This window comes from Nocardioides massiliensis (assembly GCF_030811215.1).
GTDB classification, from domain to species: domain Bacteria; phylum Actinomycetota; class Actinomycetes; order Propionibacteriales; family Nocardioidaceae; genus Nocardioides_A; species Nocardioides_A massiliensis.
Map to the genome: position 1 here is coordinate 2055880 of NZ_JAUSQM010000001.1, position 16158 is coordinate 2072037.

A 16158-nucleotide genomic window follows, 5' to 3' on the forward strand; every position below is an offset into this window, starting at 1 on the left:
AGTGCTCGACACAGAATCCCCCGGTTCGTGTCTCTGGCCGGCCCAGGCCGGCGGCGGACGCTAGTCCTTCAGCTCGCAGATGACGGCGCCGTTGTTGACCGTCGCGCCGATCTCCGCGGTCAGGCCCGTGACCGTACCTGCCTTGTGGGCCTTGAGCGGCTGCTCCATCTTCATCGCCTCGATGACCACCACGACGTCGCCCTCCGCGACCTCCTGGCCCTCCTCGACGGCGATCTTGACGATCGTGCCCTGCATCGGCGAGGTGACCGAGTCACCCGTCGCGGCCGCGCCGGCCTTCTTGCCGGCCGATCGCTTCGGCTTCTTCTGGGCGCCACCGTTGGCGCCACCGATCGCGGCGAGTCCGCCGGGCAGGACGACCTCGAGCCGGCGACCGCCGACCTCGACGGTCACGCTCTGGCGCTCCTCGGCCTCGGGCGCCTCGGCCCGGTCGCCGGCGTACGGCGGGATCTGGTTGTCGAAGTCGGTCTCGATCCAGGTCGTGTAGACGTCGAACGAGCCCTCACCGGACGGGTTGGACGAGGCGACGTACGCCGGGTCCTCGATGACCGCGCGGTGGAAGGGGATGACGGTCGGCATGCCGTCGACGTCGAACTCCGCCAGGGCGCGGCGCGAGCGCTCGAGGGCCTGCGTGCGGTCGCGGCCGGTGACGATCAGCTTCGCCACGAGCGAGTCGAACGAGCCCGGGACGGTCTCGCCGGTCTCGTAGCCGCCGTCGAGACGGACGCCCGGGCCGGACGGGGGCGACCAGCGGGTCAAGGTGCCGGGGGCCGGCATGAAGTTGCTGCCGGCGTCCTCGGCGTTGATGCGGAACTCGATCGAGTGACCGCGGATCTCCGGGTCGTCGTACCCGAGCTCCTCGCCCGCGGCGATGCGGAACATCTCGCGGACCAGGTCGATCCCGGTGACCTCCTCGGTGACCGGGTGCTCCACCTGCAGGCGGGTGTTGACCTCGAGGAACGAGATGGTGCCGTCCTGGCCGACGAGGAACTCGCACGTGCCGGCGCCGACGTAGCCGGCCTCGCGCAGGATCGCCTTGGAGGACTCGTAGAGCCGCTCGACCTGGTCGTCGGTGAGGAACGGCGCGGGGGCCTCCTCGACCAGCTTCTGGTGGCGACGCTGGAGCGAGCAGTCGCGGGTGGAGACGACGACGACGTTGCCGTGCTGGTCGGCCAGGCACTGGGTCTCGACGTGGCGAGGACGGTCGAGGAACTTCTCGACCAGGCACTCGCCGCGACCGAACGCGCCGACGGCCTCGCGGACCGCGGATTCGAACAGCTCCGGGATCTCCTCCATCGTGCGGGCGACCTTGAGTCCGCGACCGCCACCGCCGAAGACCGCCTTGATCGCGACCGGCAGGCCGTGCTCCTCGGCGAACGCCACGACCTCGTCGGCGTCCTTGACCGCTTCCTTGGTGCCCGGGGCGAGGGGGGCGTTGGCCTTCTGCGCGAGCTGCTTGGCCTTGGCCTTGTCGCCGAGCGCCTCGATCGCCTCGGGGCCGGGGCCGATCCAGATCAGCCCGGCGTCGATGACGGCGCGGGCGAAGTCGGCGTTCTCGGCGAGGAATCCATAGCCCGGGTGGACCGAGTCGGCACCGGTCTTCTTGGCGACCTCGATGATCTTCTCGATCGAGAGGTAGGACTCACCCGGCGTCGAGCCGCCGAGGCTGTGGGCCTCGTCGGCGATGCGCACGTGGATGGCGTCGCGGTCGGGCTCGGCGTAGACAGCGACGCTGCCGATGCCGGCGTCCTTGCACGCCCGGATGATCCGCACTGCGATCTCGCCCCGGTTGGCGATCAGGACTTTCTGCAGCGGCTTGGCCTCGGGCACGGACGACTCCTCGAAGTGTTCGGGTGGCGCAGCGGAACGGTGAGCGCGGAAACATTCGGAGTGTAGGGCCGCGCCCTGCGGGCGGTGTTGGAGGGTTCGGCACGCGGGACGAGGGGGTGCACGCGCGCCGGCCCGACCGGCACTAGCCTGTGCTGGTGGGCACCCGCTGGAGTCGGCTCCTCGCCGAGGGCGGTCGCTTTCTCGTGGTGGGCGGGGTGGCGACCGTGGTCGCGCTCATCATTTTCAATCTCCTCGTCCACGGCCTCGGCTCCTGGTACGAGCCGCCCCTGCGGGGCAACGCGATCGCCGGCTACGTCCTGGGCCACACCGTCGGGATGGTCATCAGCTACACCGGCAACCGGGTGTACGCCTTCCGCGAGCGCGAGACGGTCCACGCAGACGGCGGGGTCGCGCTGTTCTTCGTGATCAACGTGATCACGATGGCGCTGCCGGTCGCCTGCCTGTGGTTCACCCACGAGGTGCTCGGCCTCGACAGCGCCCTGACCGACAACATCGCAGCCAACCTCGTCGGGCAGCCGATCGGACTCGTCGCGCGGTTCTACCTGTTCCGCCGGCTGGTGTTCCGTCGCCCGGTCCCGCTGCTGCACATGAACCTGCCGCCGGACCTCGTGGAGGAGATCGAGCACCCTCAGGGCGAGCCCGGCCCGTCGGCGCCGCTGCCTGCTAGGCAGGTCGTCCAGCACACCGAGAGCTCCACACCTCGGTCCAGCTGAGGCCGAGCTCGGCGAGCAGGTCGCGCACCAGCGGCAGGCTGACCCCGACCACGTTGTGGTGGTCGCCCTCGATCCGGGTGACGAACGCGCCGCCGAGACCGTCGACGGTGAAGGCGCCCGCGACGTGCAGCGGCTCGCCGGTGGCGACGTACGCCGCGATCTCGGCGTCGCTCAGGTCGGCGAAGTGCACTGTGGTCGCAGCGGCAGCTCCCGCGGTGCGGTCGGTGCGCCGGTCGATCAACCAGTGCCCGGTGTGGAGAACGCCCGAACGCCCACGCATGCGCTCCCACCGCCGGACCGCCTCGGCGGCGTCCGCGGGCTTGCCGTGGATCTCCCCGCCGAGCTCGAGCACCGAGTCGCAGCCGAGGACGACCGCGTCGTCCTGCTCGGGCAGCTCAGCGACGGCGGTGCACTTCAACCGGGCCAGCTCGAGGGCGAGCGCTGCCGGATCGGCCAGGGCGACTTGGGACTCGTCGACGCCGGAGACGACGACGCGGGGGTTGGCACCGGCCGATCGCAGCGTCGCCAGCCGAGCCGGGGAGGCGGAGGCCAGGACGAAGCGTGCGGCCCAGTCCGTCGGGGTGCCGCTCACAGCCGGGCCAGCGCGTCGCGCAACGGGTCGAGGCCGAGCGAGCCGAGGTCCAGTGCTGCGCGGTGGAAGGCCTTGAGATCGAAGGCGTCGCCCTGCCGGATGCGCGCATCCTCACGGGCCTGCAGCCAGATGCGCTCGCCGACCTTGTAGGACGGTGCCTGCCCCGGCCAGCCGAGGTAGCGCTGCACCTCGAAGCGGAGCTCGGGCTCCGACATCCTGCTGCGGGCGAGCATGAACTCCAGACCGAGCTCGGGGGTCCAGCGCTCACCCACATGGAAGCCCCACGGGTTCGCCGGGATCTCCAGCTCCAGGTGCATGCCGATGTCGACGACCACGCGGGCGGCGCGGAACGCCTGCGCGTCGAGCATGCCGAGCTTGTCGCCGGCGTCGTCGAGGTAGCCGAGCTCGTCCATGAGCCGCTCGGCATACAACGCCCAGCCCTCGCCGTGGCCCGACACCCAGCACAGGAGCCGCTGCCAGCGGTTGAGCTGCTCGGTGCGGTACGCCGTCTGGCCGATCTGCAGGTGGTGGCCGGGCACGCCCTCGTGGAAGACGGTGGTGACCTCGCGCCAGGTGCTGAAGGAGTCCTGGCCCGCGGGCACCGACCACCACATCCGGCCGGGACGGCTGAAGTCCTCGCTCGGTCCCGTGTAGTAGACGCCGCCGTCGTCGGTGGGCGCGATGCAGCACTCGATGCGGCGTACCGGCTCGGGGATGTCGAAGTGGGTGTCGGCCAGCTCGGCGAGGGTGCGGTCGGCCAGCTCCTGCATCCACTCGCGGAAGGCGTCCTTGGAGGTGAAGACGCGGCCCGGCTGGGCGTCCAGCGCTGCGACGGCGTCGTCGAGGCTCCCGCCCGGGACGATCAGGTCGACGACGCGGTCGCGGTCGGCGTCCAGCCGCGCGAGCTCCTCCCAGCCCCAGGCGTAGGTCTCGTCCAGGTCGACGGCGGCGCCGAGGAAGTAGCGCGAGTGCAGCGCGTAGAGCTCGCGTCCGACCGCCTCCTTCTCCGGTGCGCGCGGTGTGAGGTCGTCGGCGAGGAACCGGCCGAGCTCGGCGACGGCCTGCGACGCGGCGGCGGCGTTGCTCGAGAGCTGGGCGGCCAGGGTGGTGGGCACGCCGGCCTGCTGCGCGGTGGTGGCCAGGTCGCGGAAGAAGTCGCTACCGCCGGTGCCGGCGCCGGTCCAGCTGCGGGTCTGCGCGGCGACCTGCAGCAGCTGTGGGCGGGCGGACACGTGGCCCCTATCGGCCTCGGCGAGCAACGTGCGGCGGTAGCCCTCGAGGGCGTCGGGCACCCCGGCGAGGCGCGCGTCGACTGCCGCCCACCCGGCCTCGGAGGAGGTGTCAATCAGGTCGAAGGTCTCGCGCAGGTCGTGCAGCGCGCTGGTGATGACGGAGATCCGCGAGGCGGTCACCCCGGCGTCGTCCAGCTCCAGCTCGAGCTGGTTGCGCTCCAGGAAGGCCGCCTTGGCGACCTCCTCGCGAGCGTCCACGGGCTCGGCGGCACGGACGTCGGCGACCGCCTTGCGGGTGAGCGCCGTGCGGGCGGCGTACCCGTCGGGGGAGAGGTCGGGCAGGCGGTGGTCGTGCCCGGCGATGCCGGCGTACGTCGCGGTCAGCGGGTCGAGGACCACGAGATCGGTGACGAACTGCTCGGCGAGTGCGTCGACGGGGCGTGGGGTCGTGTCGCTCACCGGGACACTGTAGGTGGCCGGCGGTGACGCGCATCGCAGCCCCGGAACGGCGTACGTCCCGTAGCATCGGCGCGTGGCAGATGCACCCATCGGGATCTTCGACTCCGGGTTCGGGGGTCTCACCGTGGCGCGGGCGGTGATCGACCAGCTCCCGCACGAGTCGGTGCTCTACCTGGGCGACACCGCCCGCCAGCCCTACGGCCCCAAGTCGATCGGCGAGGTGCGGGAGTACGCGCTCGAGTGCCTCGACCACCTGGTCGCGCAAGGGGTGAAGGCGCTCGTCATCGCGTGCAACTCCGCCTCCGCCGCCGTGCTGCGCGACGCGCGCGAGCGCTACCCCGTGCCGGTCATCGAGGTGATCCACCCGGCGACCCGGCGGGCGGTCGCGGCGAGCCGCACGGGCCGGATCGGCGTGATCTGCACCCGCGCGACCGCGGAGTCGATGGCCTACGAGGACGCCTTCACCGCCGCGCCGCACGTCCAGCTGTCGACGAGTGTCTGTCCCCGCTTCGTGGAGTTCGTCGAGTCCGGCGTCACCAGTGGCCCCGAGCTCACCGCCGTGGCCCACGAGTACCTCGCGCCCCTGATCTCCGAAGGCATCGACACGCTCGTGCTCGGGTGCACGCACTATCCGCTGCTCACCGGCGTCATCTCCTACGTCCTCGGCGACCAGGTCACGCTGGTCTCCAGCGCCGAGGAGACCGCGAAGGACGTCTACCGGACGCTGGTTCGTTCCGGGCTCGAGCGCGACCCTGCGCTCCCGGCGCCGCAGCACCGGTTCCTCACGACCGGACGGCCCGAGGAGTTCGCCCGGATCGGCCAGCGGTTCCTCGGACCCGAGCTGCAGCGAGTGGACCAGCTCACTCAACAGGCGGTGTGGGCCTGATGCGCCTGACCGTCATCGGGTGCGCGGGCTCCTTCCCGGGCCCGGACTCGCCGGCCTCCTGCTACCTGCTGGAGGCCGAGCACGAGGGCCGCACCTGGCGGGTGCTGATGGACCTCGGCAACGGGGCGCTCGGCACGCTGCAGCGCCACGTGGATCCGATGGAGATCGACGCCGTCCTCATCTCCCACCTGCACCCCGATCACTGCATGGACCTGTGCGGCTACTACGTGCTGCGCAGCTACCACCCGCGTGGTGCCGGTCCGCAGATCCCGGTCTACGCACCCGACGGCGCCGCCGCGCAGATGGCCGCGGCGTACGGACTGCAGACCCACCCGGGGATGGGGGAGGCCTTCGACTTCCGGCGCTGGGAGGACCACCCGGCGATCGAGGTCGGCCCGTTCTCCGTCCGGGTCCGCCAGGTCCGCCACCCCGTACCGGCGTACGCCCTGCGGATCGAGGCCGACGGCGCGGTCGTGACCTACTCCGGCGACACGGGGCCTTGCGCCGAGCTGGTCGAGACCGCTCGCGGCGCCGACGTGTTCCTCGCCGAGGCGTCCTTCCGCGAGATCGACGACAACCCGCCCGACCTGCACCTCACCGGGCGTCAGGCAGGGGAGGCCGCCCGCGACGCCGACGTCGGACACCTCGTCCTCACCCACGTCCCGTCGTGGTTCGACCGCGACACCTGCGAGGAGGAGGCCCGGGAGGTCTTCACCGGCAAGCTCAGCCGCGCCCACAGCGGGATGGTCATCGACCTCTGAGCGGCGGGATACGTGAGACATCCCGATCGGCAGACTCCGGCTGCGTGACGTATCCCGTCGTCGTCGCCACGCCTGTGGACGACGGCGACGCGAGGAGGGTCGCACGCGTCACGATGCCGCCATGGTCGAGGAGCACTTCGTCCCGCGCGCTCCTCGCCCTGCGCGCCTGGTGCGCCCCGTGCCCGTCGATCCGAGGGGTCGCGACGGACCGACGCGCGGCGCCGCGCAGGGTCCGCGGTGGAGGCGGGTCGGTCCTGCCGGCTACGTCCCGGCCGATGTCGAGCTGACCGTCGAGCAGCGCATCGCCGAGGAGTGGTGCAACCTCCCGGGCTCGCGGGTGACCGGGTGGGCCGCTTGCCGTCTCTGGGGCGCTGCGTTCGCTGATGGGGAGACGGCCGAGGGTGACCACCTCGACGTGCCTCTCCTGCTACCGCGGGAACGCTCCGCGCGGCGGCGCTCGGGTCGCGTCGTCTCTCGGAGGATCGTGCCGGAGGCGCACCACGCGAGTCGCTGGCGGATCGCGACGCTCACCCCCGGCATGGCGGCCGTCGAGGCGACAGCCGCGATCGGGGACGAGCGTGAGCGCATCGTCTTCCTCGAGATGATGTTCGCCGCAGGAGCGACGCTGCCGGAGTGGGTCAGCACCGCGCTGGATGCCGCACCGGTGCGCGGCAGGACGAGCGTCGGTCAGGCTCTCGCCACGGCCGGTGAGCGCAGCGTGTCTCCCAACGAGAGCCGACTCCGTCTCGTGTGGACCCGCGACGTAGGGCTCGCCGAGCCACTGGTGAATCAGGACCTCTTCGACGTCCATGGACGCTTCCTCGCGCGGGTCGACCTGCTCGATCCGGTGCTCGGTCTTGTCGGTGAGTACGACGGCGCAGCGCACCGGAGCGCGAGCCGCCACCACCGTGACGTCGCGCGGGAGGCCGACCTGCGTGACGCCGGGCTGGAGGTCGTGCGCATCGTCGGCGGTGAACTGACAACTGAAGCCGGCCGGGCCGCCGCCGCGCTGCAGTTGCGGCGCGGAGCGCAGCGGGCGTCCCCACGCGGTGTCGAGGCGCGCTGGTCCCTGACAGGCGGACGCCGCCCATGGCTCACCGCCTGCGACCACCTGCGTGCGCGGATCCCTGACAACGGGATACAGGACGCAGGCGAACGACCCTGATCCGGCTGCGTGACGTATCCCGTCGCAGACCCGTCCCTGCGTCCACCTCGCGACGGAGCCGAAATCAGGCTGTGGGTTGATGCGGGCGGGCCTCGATCTCTGACACGGTGGAGCCCATGATCACCATCGACGGGCTCACCAAGGTGTTTCCCCGGGGCTACCGCGCCCTGGACGACATCTCTCTCATCTGCAAACCCGGCACCGTGACCGGGTTCCTCGGTCCCAACGGCGCCGGGAAGACCACCGCCATGCGGATCCTCACGGGCCTCACGCTGCCCACGAGCGGCACGGCGACGATCGGCGGGCACCGCTACGCCGACATCCCCAACCCGGGTCGCCACGTCGGCGTCCTGCTCGACGCCTCCGCGCAGCACGCCGGCCGCACCGGTCGCGAGGTGCTGACGCTGGGCGCCAAGACCATGGGCCTGCCGTCGTCGCGCGTCGACGAGATGCTCAAGCTCGTCAGCCTCAGTGACACCGAGGCCAAGCGGCGGGTCCGCAACTACTCGCTGGGCATGCGCCAGCGTCTCGGCATCGCGCACGCGCTGCTCGGGGACCCGCAGGTGCTGATCCTCGACGAGCCCGCCAACGGCCTGGACCCCGCCGGCATCCACTGGATGCGCGGACTGCTCCGGTCGTACGCCGAGCGGGGCGGCACCGTGCTGCTCTCCTCGCACCTGTTGCACGAGGTGGAGGTGATCGCCGACGAGATGGTGGTCATCGGCCAGGGACGGGTCGTCGCTCAGGGCACCAAGGCCGAGCTGCTCCAGACCGCCGGCACGTTCGTGCGGTCCGCTGACGACGCCGCCCTCGCCGACGCGCTGCGCGCTGGGGGCATCACCGTCGACGCGGCGGCCAACGGGCTGCGCACCGACGCGGAGCCGACCGTCGTCGGCCAGACCGCCCTCCAGGCCGGGATCGCGCTCGTCGAGCTGCGTCCGGCCGACGGCGCGGGCCTGGAGGAGATGTTCCTCCAGCTCACCGCCGAGACCCAGCGTGAAGGGAGCATCGCATGAGCAGCGCCACTTTCCCCCCGCCGCAAGCGTCGGCGCCGGCACACCTCGACGTCAGTGGCACCAAGCCGGTGCCGTTCGGGCGCCAGCTCTCCGTCGAGCTGCGCAAGATGGTCGACACCCGTGCCGGCATGTGGCTGATGATCACCATCGGCGTCATGACGGCGTTGTTCGTCGGCCTGTTCTTCATCTTCGGTGACAACGGCGGCAGCGACCAGCGCACCTTCTTCAACTACCTCGGCGCCACCACCACGCCGCAGGGCTTCCTGCTTCCCGTGATGGGGATCCTGCTCATCACGAGCGAGTGGAACCAGCGCACGGCACTGGTCACCTTCACCCTCACGCCCAAGCGGCTGAAGGTGATCGGGGCCAAGGTCGTCGCCGCGTTGGTGATCGGTCTGGTCGCCATGGCACTGGCGGTCGCCCTGGCCGCGATCGCCACGGTGGTCAGCGACGCGCCTGGCGCCTGGGACGGCATCACCGCGTCCGACTTCTTCAACTTCGGACTCCTGCAGGGCCTCGGCATCCTCCAGGGACTCGGGTTCGGTCTGCTGTTCCTCAACTCCGCTGTCGCGATCGTGGTGTTCTTCGTCATCCCGATCGTGTGGAACGTCCTGGTCACGCTGATCTCGTGGCTGCGCGACGCGGCGCCGTGGATCGACCTGGCCACCGCGCAGTCGCGCCTGCTCGGCATCGACCCCAACACCGGCATGGAGGTCGAGGGCGGGATGGACGCGGAGGCCTGGGCCCAGCTCGCGACGACCTCGCTGATCTGGATCGTCGTGCCGATCGCGGTCGGCATCTGGCGCGTCCTGAAGTCGGACCCGAAGTAGTCGCATCCGCGCCGGGGGTGGGGCTCTCGTAGGGTCAGGGTCCATGACCTCGACCACGAGCCCCGCCCCCCGCGAGGACGGCCGCGCCGACGACGAGCTGCGCCCGATCCGCTTCACCCGCCACTGGCTCGACCACGCCGCCGGCTCGGTGCTCGTCGAGTTCGGCAAGACCCGCGTCCTGTGCGCCGCCTCCGCCTCGGAGGGTGTGCCGCGCTGGCGCAAGGGCTCCGGCCTCGGCTGGGTCACTGCGGAGTACGCCATGCTCCCCGCCGCGACCAACACGCGCTCGGACCGGGAGTCGGTCAAGGGCCGCATCGGTGGCCGCACCCACGAGATCTCCCGCCTCATCGGCCGGTCGCTGCGCGCGATCGTCGACTACAAGGCGCTGGGGGAGAACACCATCCAGATCGACTGCGACGTCCTGCAGGCCGACGGCGGCACCCGCACCGCGGCCATCACCGGTGCGTACGTCGCTCTCGCCGACGCCGTCGCCCACCTGCGCGCGCAGGGCGCGCTCAAGGGCGAGCCCCTGACGGGCTCGGTCGCCGCGGTCTCGGTCGGCATCATCGACGGCGTCCCGCGCCTCGACCTGCCCTACGTCGAGGACGTCCGTGCCGACACCGACATGAACGTCGTGATGACCGGCGACGGCGGCTTCGTCGAGGTCCAGGGCACGGCCGAGGGGGCCGCGTTCGCGCGCGCCGAGCTCGACGCGCTGCTGGACCTCGCCGCGGGGGGATGCGCCGAGCTGATCCGCCTGCAGCGCGAGGCCCTCGGCTCGTGAGTGAGCCGCGGGTCTTCCTGGCCTCCCGCAACCGCAAGAAGCACGCGGAGATGGAGCGCATCCTCGCGCCGCACGTCCCCGGCGTACGCGTCCTGGGCCTCGACGACCTCGCCGAGCTCGGAGCCGACGAGTACGCCGAGCCGGTCGAGGACCGCCCCGACTTCGTCGGCAACGCCGCACTCAAGGCGCGGGCCGGCCTGCTGGCGACCGGGGTGCCGACACTCGCCGACGACTCCGGCCTCTGTGTCGACGCGCTCAACGGGATGCCGGGGGTGCTCTCCGCCCGGTGGAGCGGCCTGCGCAAGGGCGAGACCGGGGCCGCGGAGGTGGATGACGCCAACAACCAGCTCCTGCTCGCCCAGCTCGAGGACGTCCCCGACGAGCGGCGTACGGCGTACTTCGCCTGCGCAGTCGTCCTCGCACACCCGGGACCGGACGGGGTCGAGGAGATCGTCGTCGAGGGCCGGATGCCGGGCCGGGTGATCCGCGAGACCCGCGGTGACAACGGCTTCGGGTACGACGTGCTGTTCGTCGCCGACGAGCACGTCACCGACGGTCCGCCCGAGACGTGGCTGACGACGGCGCAGCTCGACAGCGACGCCAAGGACGCCATCAGCCACCGGGGCCGGGCTCTGCGGGAGATCGCACCGCGGGTGGCAGCGGTGCTGGTCTCGACAAGCTCGACCGACGAGGACCGCTCGACCGACTGAAGGTGCGCCCGGAGAGACTCGAACTCTCACTGGCCAGGACCTAAACCTGGTGCCTCTGCCAATTGGGCTACGGGCGCGGGTGCCGGCATGGCCGGCGGATCGAGTAGAACGTCAGCCGGTCGTCAGCCCGAGGTCCTTGTGCAGCTTGGCGACGTGGCCGGTGGCCTTGACGTTGTACATCGCCTTCTCGATGACGCCGTCGGCGTCGACGACGAACGTCGAACGGATCACGCCGGTCACGACCTTGCCGTAGAGCTTCTTCTCGCCGAAGGCGCCCCACGCCTGCATGACCTCCTTGTCGGGGTCCGACAACAGCGTGATCGTCAGCGCGTCGTTGGCGCGGAACTTCGCGAGCTTCTCCGGCTTGTCGGGGGAGATGCCGAGGACGTCGTAGCCCTGCGCCTCGAGGCTCTCGCGGGCCTCGGTGAAGTCGCACGCCTGCTTGGTGCAGCCGGAGGTGAGCGCAGCCGGGTAGAAGTAGACGATCACCTTGCGTCCGCGGTAGTCGCGCAGGCTCACCTCGCGTCCGTCGTCGGTGGACAGGGTGAAGTCCGGGGCCGGGTCACCGGGAGCCAGGCGGGCACTCATGGCGGTCCTCTCGGTCGATCGGGTTGGGCGTCGAGGTGCAACCTACGCCGTAGCGGGTAACGTTCCGCCACGACCCGTCCTGCCCAGTCAACCGAGGAGCACCGGTGGTCCCACCCGTGTCGGACCGTACGCCCGCCGAGATCGAGCGCGAGATGGAAGCCACGCGTCAGCGGCTGGCCTCGACCATCGACCAGCTCGCCTACCGGGCGAAGCCGAGCACCATCGCCTCGCGTCAGGTCGCCGACATCAAGGCCTACTTCGTCGCGCCGGACGGCTCGCCGCGCACCGACAACATCCTCAAGGTCGCGGGCGGCGTCGTGGGCGTCGTGGCGGCGATGGTGCTGCTGCGCAAGATCACCCGCTGACCGGTGCCCACCCCACCCCCCACCGAGATCGGCGGCGACAAGACGCCGATCCGCATGCTCCACGACCGCGTCCTGGTGGCGGTCGACTCCGAGAGCGGTGAGCGCCGCTCCTCCGGGGGCATCGTCATCCCCGCCACCGCCGCGATGGGCTCGAGGCGCTTGCAGTGGTGCCGCGTCGTGGCCGTGGGCGCCCACGTGCGCGCCGTCGAGGCCGGCGACCGGGTGCTCTTCGATCCCGAGGACAAGGCCGAGGTCGAGGTCGGCGGCGAGCTCTACGTCGTCATGCGTGAGCGCGATGTCCACGCCGTCGCCGCGGACCGGCTCGGCGACAGCCAGACCGGCCTCTACCTCTGAGCCCTCGCGCGGGAGCTCACCAGCGGGAGTGCCGCCCGCGCCGGGTGAACGTCAGCCGGTCGGGGCGCACGTAGTCGTGCGGGTCGCTGAGGAAGCGCAGCCGTGGCCTCCGCGCCTCCGGGATGCGCCGGAACTCGGTCTCGAGCGGACCGCGGTACCCACTCCCGGGTGAGGCGATGAGCGGCGCGCCCCAGTCGTCGTGGTGACTGGGCACGAACACCGTGCCCCCGACGTCCTCGACGTAGTGCCGCACGTCGCGCAATCCGTTGGTGATCTGGCCGAAGCCCTGGATCGCTCCCACGTGCAGGTCGGGGCGGGGCAGGCGGCGCAGCACCCGGCGCACGCGCGGAGCGTCCTCCTTCAACGGCCCGACGGTGTCGTGCCAGACGAGCGTGAAGCCCGGGACGCGCAGCTGATAGAGCAGTGAGCCGCCCTCGGCGTCCTCGACGAGCCCGGTCAGCAGACCCGCGCAGTCGTCGAGCGTGGGTGGGTGCAGCAACGGGGTGAGCGGGTCCGGGATCGGCAGGAGCGGCAGATGCGGGTCGCTGAGGTCGGGCGGTTTCGGCGTCGAGTGCGGATGGCGTACGGCGGTGAGCCGCACGCTGCCGAGGCGGGCTCGGCGCACGGTCCCGTGCGGGTCGGCCTCGTCGCCGACCACCAGCCCGCGCACCTTCGTCGAGGCCTTCGCGCGCACCTGGGCGATGTGCTGCGCCGTACCGACGACGACTGCCCCCGACAGCTCGGCGATCCGGTGCGCGTCGGCGGCGTGGTCGAAGTGACCATGACCGATGAGGATCGCGCGCGGCCGCAGCGCCGCCAGCTCCGCGACACTGGTGGGGACCCGGCCACCGTGGATGCCGCGGGGGAGCCAGGCGTCGAGCAGCAGCACCTCGCCGTCGATCGCCAGCGCGAACCCGGCGCACCCCACCCACGACAGCAGCACCCGGTCGCGGCGCACGGCGCCGGTGCGGGTGTGGACGTTGGCCGCGCCGAAGATCCGGCGCCGCGCGCGGACCATCGCTCGCGGGGCACGCGGCGGGCGCTTGCGACGCGGCGCCGCGTCCGCGGTCCCGACAGGGAGCAGGAACGGGACGGCGCCGAGGCTTGCCGCTCCGCGCAGGACGGTGCGGCGGGTGGTGGGGGCAGCAGGGGTGGTCACATCCCCGCCAACGAGCGGAGTCGCTCCAGGTCACCCGAGCCGCATAACCCTTCGGAGCCGTCGACGTTGGTGAGGGTGGTCAGCCCCTCCGAGAGGACCTCGATGCGCGCGTTCCGCCGTACTGCTGCCACCCTCGCGCTGGCAGTCGCCCTGCCGGTGCTGCCGGCCCTCGCCAGCACCTCGGCGACCGGTCCCGCATCAGCTGCGGATCGCGCTGTGGGACCGGATCCCGTAGCCGAGTCCGTCGCGACTGCTGCGCAGCGCAAGGGCGCCCCCCTGCGCCCGCGCGGCGGCACCTACGAGGCTCGGGTGACGCGCACCAAGCACGGCATCCCGCACATCGTCGCGAAGGACTGGGGATCACTCGGGTTCGGGCAGGGCTACGCGACCGCAGAGGTGGCCGCGTGCAACCTGCTCGACACCCTGATCACCGGCCGTGGCGAACGCTCGCGGTGGTTCGGGCCGAACGGGCGCTACCAGGACCTCGTCTCCGTCGACGCCTCCAACCTCGAGAGCGACATCCTCTTCACCGACCTGCGCAACCGGCGCGTGGTGGAGAAGCTCTTCAAGGACTCGAAGCGGGGTCCCGGTCCTGAGGCGCGGGCGATCGCGCGCGGCTACCTCAAGGGCGTCAACCGCTACCTCCGGGACGTTGGTGGGCCGAACGGCATCACCGACCCGGAGTGCCGCGGCAAGGCCTACGTCCGGCCGGGCACGGTGAAGGACCTCTGGTACGGCGTCTACGCCGCCAACCTGCTGGCCTCCGGCGGCGTCTTCGTCTCCGCGATCGCCTCCGCGACCCCGCCCACCCTCACCGACCCGGGCCTGCCGGACGTCGCCGGCCTGCTGTGGCTGCCGGCGCGCGAGCTCAGCCGGCGCCTGCCCTTCGCGAAGGTGCCGGCCGAGAAGGACCTGCCTTCCGCGAAGGAGCTGCGCGCTCGCCTCGGCAAGGACCCCGACTCCGGTTTCGGCTCCAACGCGACGGCGATCGGTGGCGCAGCCAGCGCGAACGGTCGCGGCATGGTGCTGGGCAACCCGCACTTCCCGTGGAGCGGGCGCTACCGGTTCTCACAAGCCCACCTGACGATTCCCGGGCACTACGACATCGCAGGAGCCAGCCTGATCGGCTCACCCGGCATCAACATCGGGTTCAACAAAGACGTCGCGTGGAGCCACACCGTGTCGACCGCCTATCGCTTCACGCCGTACGAGTACCGCACGTTGCCGGGGCTGCCCACGACCTACCTGACCACCTCGGGCCCGAAGCAGCTCCAGCAGCGCAAGGTCACCGTCACCCTGCGGCGCGGCGGCAAGCTGCGGAAGGTCACGCGGACCATCTACCGCACCGACGAGGGCTACGTGATCGATGCCCCCGACATGCTGATGGGCTGGACACCGATCAGCGTCTTCGCGATCCGCGACGCCAACGGGGAGCACCTGAAGACCGTCGACTCCTTCCTCGACATGGGCAAGGGCACCTCCTCCCGTGACCTGCTGCGTCGGCAGGACGCGTCTGCCGGTGTGCCCTGGGTCAACACGATCGCGGCCGACCGGGCCGGCAACGTGATCTACGCCGACCACTCGGTCGTCCCGAACGTGCCCAACGGCCTCGTCGACCAGTGCATCACCCCGATCGGGCTGATCGTGCGAGCCGTCGCGGGCCTGCCCATCCTGGACGGGACCCGCGCCTCCGGCGCCTGCGCGTGGCGCAACGACGCCGACGCCGCCCGCCCTGGCATCTTCGGCCCGAAGAACCTTCCCGACGTGACCCGACGCGACTGGGTGGCCAACGCCAACGACTCCTACTGGACGCCGAACGACAAGGTCCGCCTCGAGGGGTTCGCCAACATCATCGGTTGCGAGGACTGCGAGCGGACCCTGCGCACGCAGCAGGTCTACCGCTACGTCACCGATGCACGGAAGAAGGGGCGGATCACCCACCGGCAGCTGGCCGGTTTCCAGCACCAGAACAAGGTCCGCGCCGCGATCCTGAGCAAGCGCAATGGCGATCTGGGCAAGGTCTGTCGCGCCGCCGACGGCGGATCGGCCTGCAAGGTGCTCGCGAAGTTGGGGTGGGCGCGACAATCGCGACGCCCGGGGCGCGCTGCTGTTCCGCGAGTTCTTCGAGCGTACGCCGGAAGGGTCGCGCTGGCGCGTCGGTTTCGACGCGGACGACCCGTTCAACACCCCGCGGGACCTGCAGGAGACCAACGGCCAGGTGGTCGCAGCGATGCGGGACGCGCTGAGCTTCCTGGCATCGAAGAAGATCTCCCCGAACGCGAAGCTGGGCTCCCAGCAGGTCGCAGGTGACCCGGGTGCCCCGCCCATCGGTGTCGGCGGAGGTCCGTCGTCGACCGGCAATGCCAATGCCCTGTCCTTCGACCAGGCGGTGGCCAACCTCAACCGGCTGTATCCGGTCGGTTACGGCTCCTCGCACATCCAAGCGGTGACCTTCGGACCCAAGGCCCCGATCGCGAAGACGATCCTGACCTACGGCCAGTCGATGAACCCGCGCTCGCCGTGGAGTTCCGACCAGACCCGGTTGTTCGGCAACAAGCAGTGGGTCGACTTCCCGTTCACGCCGCAACAGATCAGGCGGGACCGGATCAGCGCCCGGGTGCTGCGCGCCAAGAGCTGACCCGTCGCGGAGGGGGCGGCGACCACGGCTAGCCTTG

At 71.3% G+C, this 16158-nt stretch carries 16 protein-coding genes, 1 tRNA gene and 1 pseudogene; 12 read left to right on the forward strand and 6 right to left on the reverse strand.

From position 1 onward, the window contains the following. Positions 1–60 precede the first annotated feature (60 nt). Positions 61–1848, reverse strand: a complete 1788-nt coding sequence (locus J2S59_RS10175; RefSeq protein ID WP_068122587.1) for an acetyl/propionyl/methylcrotonyl-CoA carboxylase subunit alpha — start codon at positions 1846–1848, stop codon at positions 61–63. 155 nt (positions 1849–2003) lie between these two features. On the opposite strand from J2S59_RS10175, the gene J2S59_RS10180 reads away from it, so the two are divergent. Next, on the forward strand, positions 2004–2582 hold the full coding sequence (locus tag J2S59_RS10180; protein ID WP_181642246.1) for a GtrA family protein: 579 nt from the start codon (positions 2004–2006) through the stop codon (positions 2580–2582). Here the strand turns inward: J2S59_RS10180 and J2S59_RS10185 are convergent. Next, complete coding sequence (locus J2S59_RS10185) at positions 2533–3174, reverse strand: Maf family protein (RefSeq protein WP_068122581.1); 642 nt, start codon at positions 3172–3174, stop codon at positions 2533–2535. The genes J2S59_RS10180 and J2S59_RS10185 overlap by 50 nt on opposite strands. Further along, positions 3171–4865, reverse strand: coding sequence for a DUF885 domain-containing protein (locus J2S59_RS10190; protein ID WP_068122578.1), 1695 nt, complete (start codon positions 4863–4865; stop codon positions 3171–3173). The genes J2S59_RS10185 and J2S59_RS10190 overlap by 4 nt, the downstream gene beginning before the upstream one ends. Before the next feature lie 73 nt (positions 4866–4938). On the opposite strand from J2S59_RS10190, the gene murI reads away from it, so the two are divergent. From murI to J2S59_RS10225, 7 genes are all read left to right on the forward strand, one after another. Beyond that, positions 4939–5751 carry a glutamate racemase gene (murI, locus tag J2S59_RS10195; protein ID WP_068122576.1) on the forward strand — a complete coding sequence of 271 codons (813 nt, stop codon included), beginning with the start codon at positions 4939–4941 and terminating at the stop codon, positions 5749–5751. Further along, the gene (locus tag J2S59_RS10200) at positions 5751–6512 is read left to right on the forward strand and encodes an MBL fold metallo-hydrolase (RefSeq protein ID WP_068122590.1); all 762 of its coding nucleotides are present in this window, start codon (positions 5751–5753) and stop codon (positions 6510–6512) included. The genes murI and J2S59_RS10200 overlap by 1 nt, the downstream gene beginning before the upstream one ends. Before the next feature lie 121 nt (positions 6513–6633). Next, on the forward strand, positions 6634–7677 hold the full coding sequence (locus tag J2S59_RS10205) for a putative endonuclease domain-containing protein (RefSeq protein ID WP_068122573.1): 1044 nt from the start codon (positions 6634–6636) through the stop codon (positions 7675–7677). A gap of 116 nt (positions 7678–7793) precedes the next feature. Further along, complete coding sequence (locus J2S59_RS10210) at positions 7794–8693, forward strand: ABC transporter ATP-binding protein (RefSeq protein WP_068122568.1); 900 nt, start codon at positions 7794–7796, stop codon at positions 8691–8693. Beyond that, positions 8690–9523: an ABC-2 transporter permease gene (locus tag J2S59_RS10215; protein WP_068122567.1), complete on the forward strand. Its 834-nt coding sequence runs from the start codon at positions 8690–8692 to the stop codon at positions 9521–9523. The genes J2S59_RS10210 and J2S59_RS10215 overlap by 4 nt, the downstream gene beginning before the upstream one ends. Positions 9524–9566: 43 nt before the next feature. Next, complete coding sequence (gene rph / locus J2S59_RS10220; protein ID WP_306825076.1) at positions 9567–10307, forward strand: ribonuclease PH; 741 nt, start codon at positions 9567–9569, stop codon at positions 10305–10307. Further along, positions 10304–11017 (forward strand): non-canonical purine NTP pyrophosphatase, encoded by a 714-nt coding sequence (locus tag J2S59_RS10225; RefSeq protein ID WP_306825077.1) that lies wholly within the window; start codon positions 10304–10306, stop codon positions 11015–11017. The genes rph and J2S59_RS10225 overlap by 4 nt, the downstream gene beginning before the upstream one ends. 3 nt (positions 11018–11020) lie before the next feature. On the opposite strand, the gene J2S59_RS10230 is transcribed toward J2S59_RS10225, so the two are convergent. Continuing rightward, a tRNA-Leu gene (locus J2S59_RS10230) sits at positions 11021–11094 on the reverse strand. A 34-nt stretch (positions 11095–11128) separates the two neighbouring features. Further along, the gene (bcp, locus tag J2S59_RS10235) at positions 11129–11605 is read right to left on the reverse strand and encodes a thioredoxin-dependent thiol peroxidase (protein WP_068122103.1); all 477 of its coding nucleotides are present in this window, start codon (positions 11603–11605) and stop codon (positions 11129–11131) included. Between the two features lie 104 nt (positions 11606–11709). Here bcp and J2S59_RS10240 point away from each other — a divergent pair, with 104 nt between their 5' ends. Then, positions 11710–11970: a DUF3618 domain-containing protein gene (locus J2S59_RS10240; protein WP_306825078.1), complete on the forward strand. Its 261-nt coding sequence runs from the start codon at positions 11710–11712 to the stop codon at positions 11968–11970. A gap of 54 nt (positions 11971–12024) precedes the next feature. Continuing rightward, entirely contained in the window at positions 12025–12324 is a 300-nt protein-coding gene (locus tag J2S59_RS10245; protein ID WP_068120425.1) for a GroES family chaperonin, read from the forward strand. A gap of 16 nt (positions 12325–12340) precedes the next feature. Here the strand turns inward: J2S59_RS10245 and J2S59_RS10250 are convergent, their stop codons facing one another. Then, positions 12341–13483: an MBL fold metallo-hydrolase gene (locus tag J2S59_RS10250; RefSeq protein WP_306825079.1), complete on the reverse strand. Its 1143-nt coding sequence runs from the start codon at positions 13481–13483 to the stop codon at positions 12341–12343. A 102-nt stretch (positions 13484–13585) separates the two neighbouring features. On the opposite strand from J2S59_RS10250, the pseudogene J2S59_RS10255 reads away from it, so the two are divergent. Together J2S59_RS10255 and J2S59_RS10260 are read left to right on the forward strand one after the other, a co-directional pair. Further along, a pseudogene (locus J2S59_RS10255) lies at positions 13586–15484 on the forward strand (penicillin acylase family protein); the annotation flags it as partial. 1 nt (position 15485) lies between these two features. After that, complete coding sequence (locus tag J2S59_RS10260; protein WP_281366689.1) at positions 15486–16121, forward strand: penicillin acylase family protein; 636 nt, start codon at positions 15486–15488, stop codon at positions 16119–16121. The last annotated feature ends 37 nt before the right edge of the window (positions 16122–16158 follow it).

Excerpts from the sequence above, each read along its gene's own strand:
- J2S59_RS10200 (WP_068122590.1), top strand. The coding sequence starts at position 5,751 with ATGCGCCTGACCGTCATCGGGTGCGCGGGCTCCTTCCCGGGCCCGGAC.
- J2S59_RS10205 (WP_068122573.1), top strand. The coding sequence starts at position 6,634 with ATGGTCGAGGAGCACTTCGTCCCGCGCGCTCCTCGCCCTGCGCGCCTG.
- J2S59_RS10210 (WP_068122568.1), top strand. The coding sequence starts at position 7,794 with ATGATCACCATCGACGGGCTCACCAAGGTGTTTCCCCGGGGCTACCGC.
- J2S59_RS10215 (WP_068122567.1), top strand. The coding sequence starts at position 8,690 with ATGAGCAGCGCCACTTTCCCCCCGCCGCAAGCGTCGGCGCCGGCACAC.
- rph (WP_306825076.1), top strand. The coding sequence starts at position 9,567 with ATGACCTCGACCACGAGCCCCGCCCCCCGCGAGGACGGCCGCGCCGAC.
- bcp (WP_068122103.1), bottom strand. The coding sequence starts at position 11,605 with ATGAGTGCCCGCCTGGCTCCCGGTGACCCGGCCCCGGACTTCACCCTG.
- J2S59_RS10245 (WP_068120425.1), top strand. The coding sequence starts at position 12,025 with ATGCTCCACGACCGCGTCCTGGTGGCGGTCGACTCCGAGAGCGGTGAG.
- J2S59_RS10260 (WP_281366689.1), top strand. The coding sequence starts at position 15,486 with ATGGCGATCTGGGCAAGGTCTGTCGCGCCGCCGACGGCGGATCGGCCT.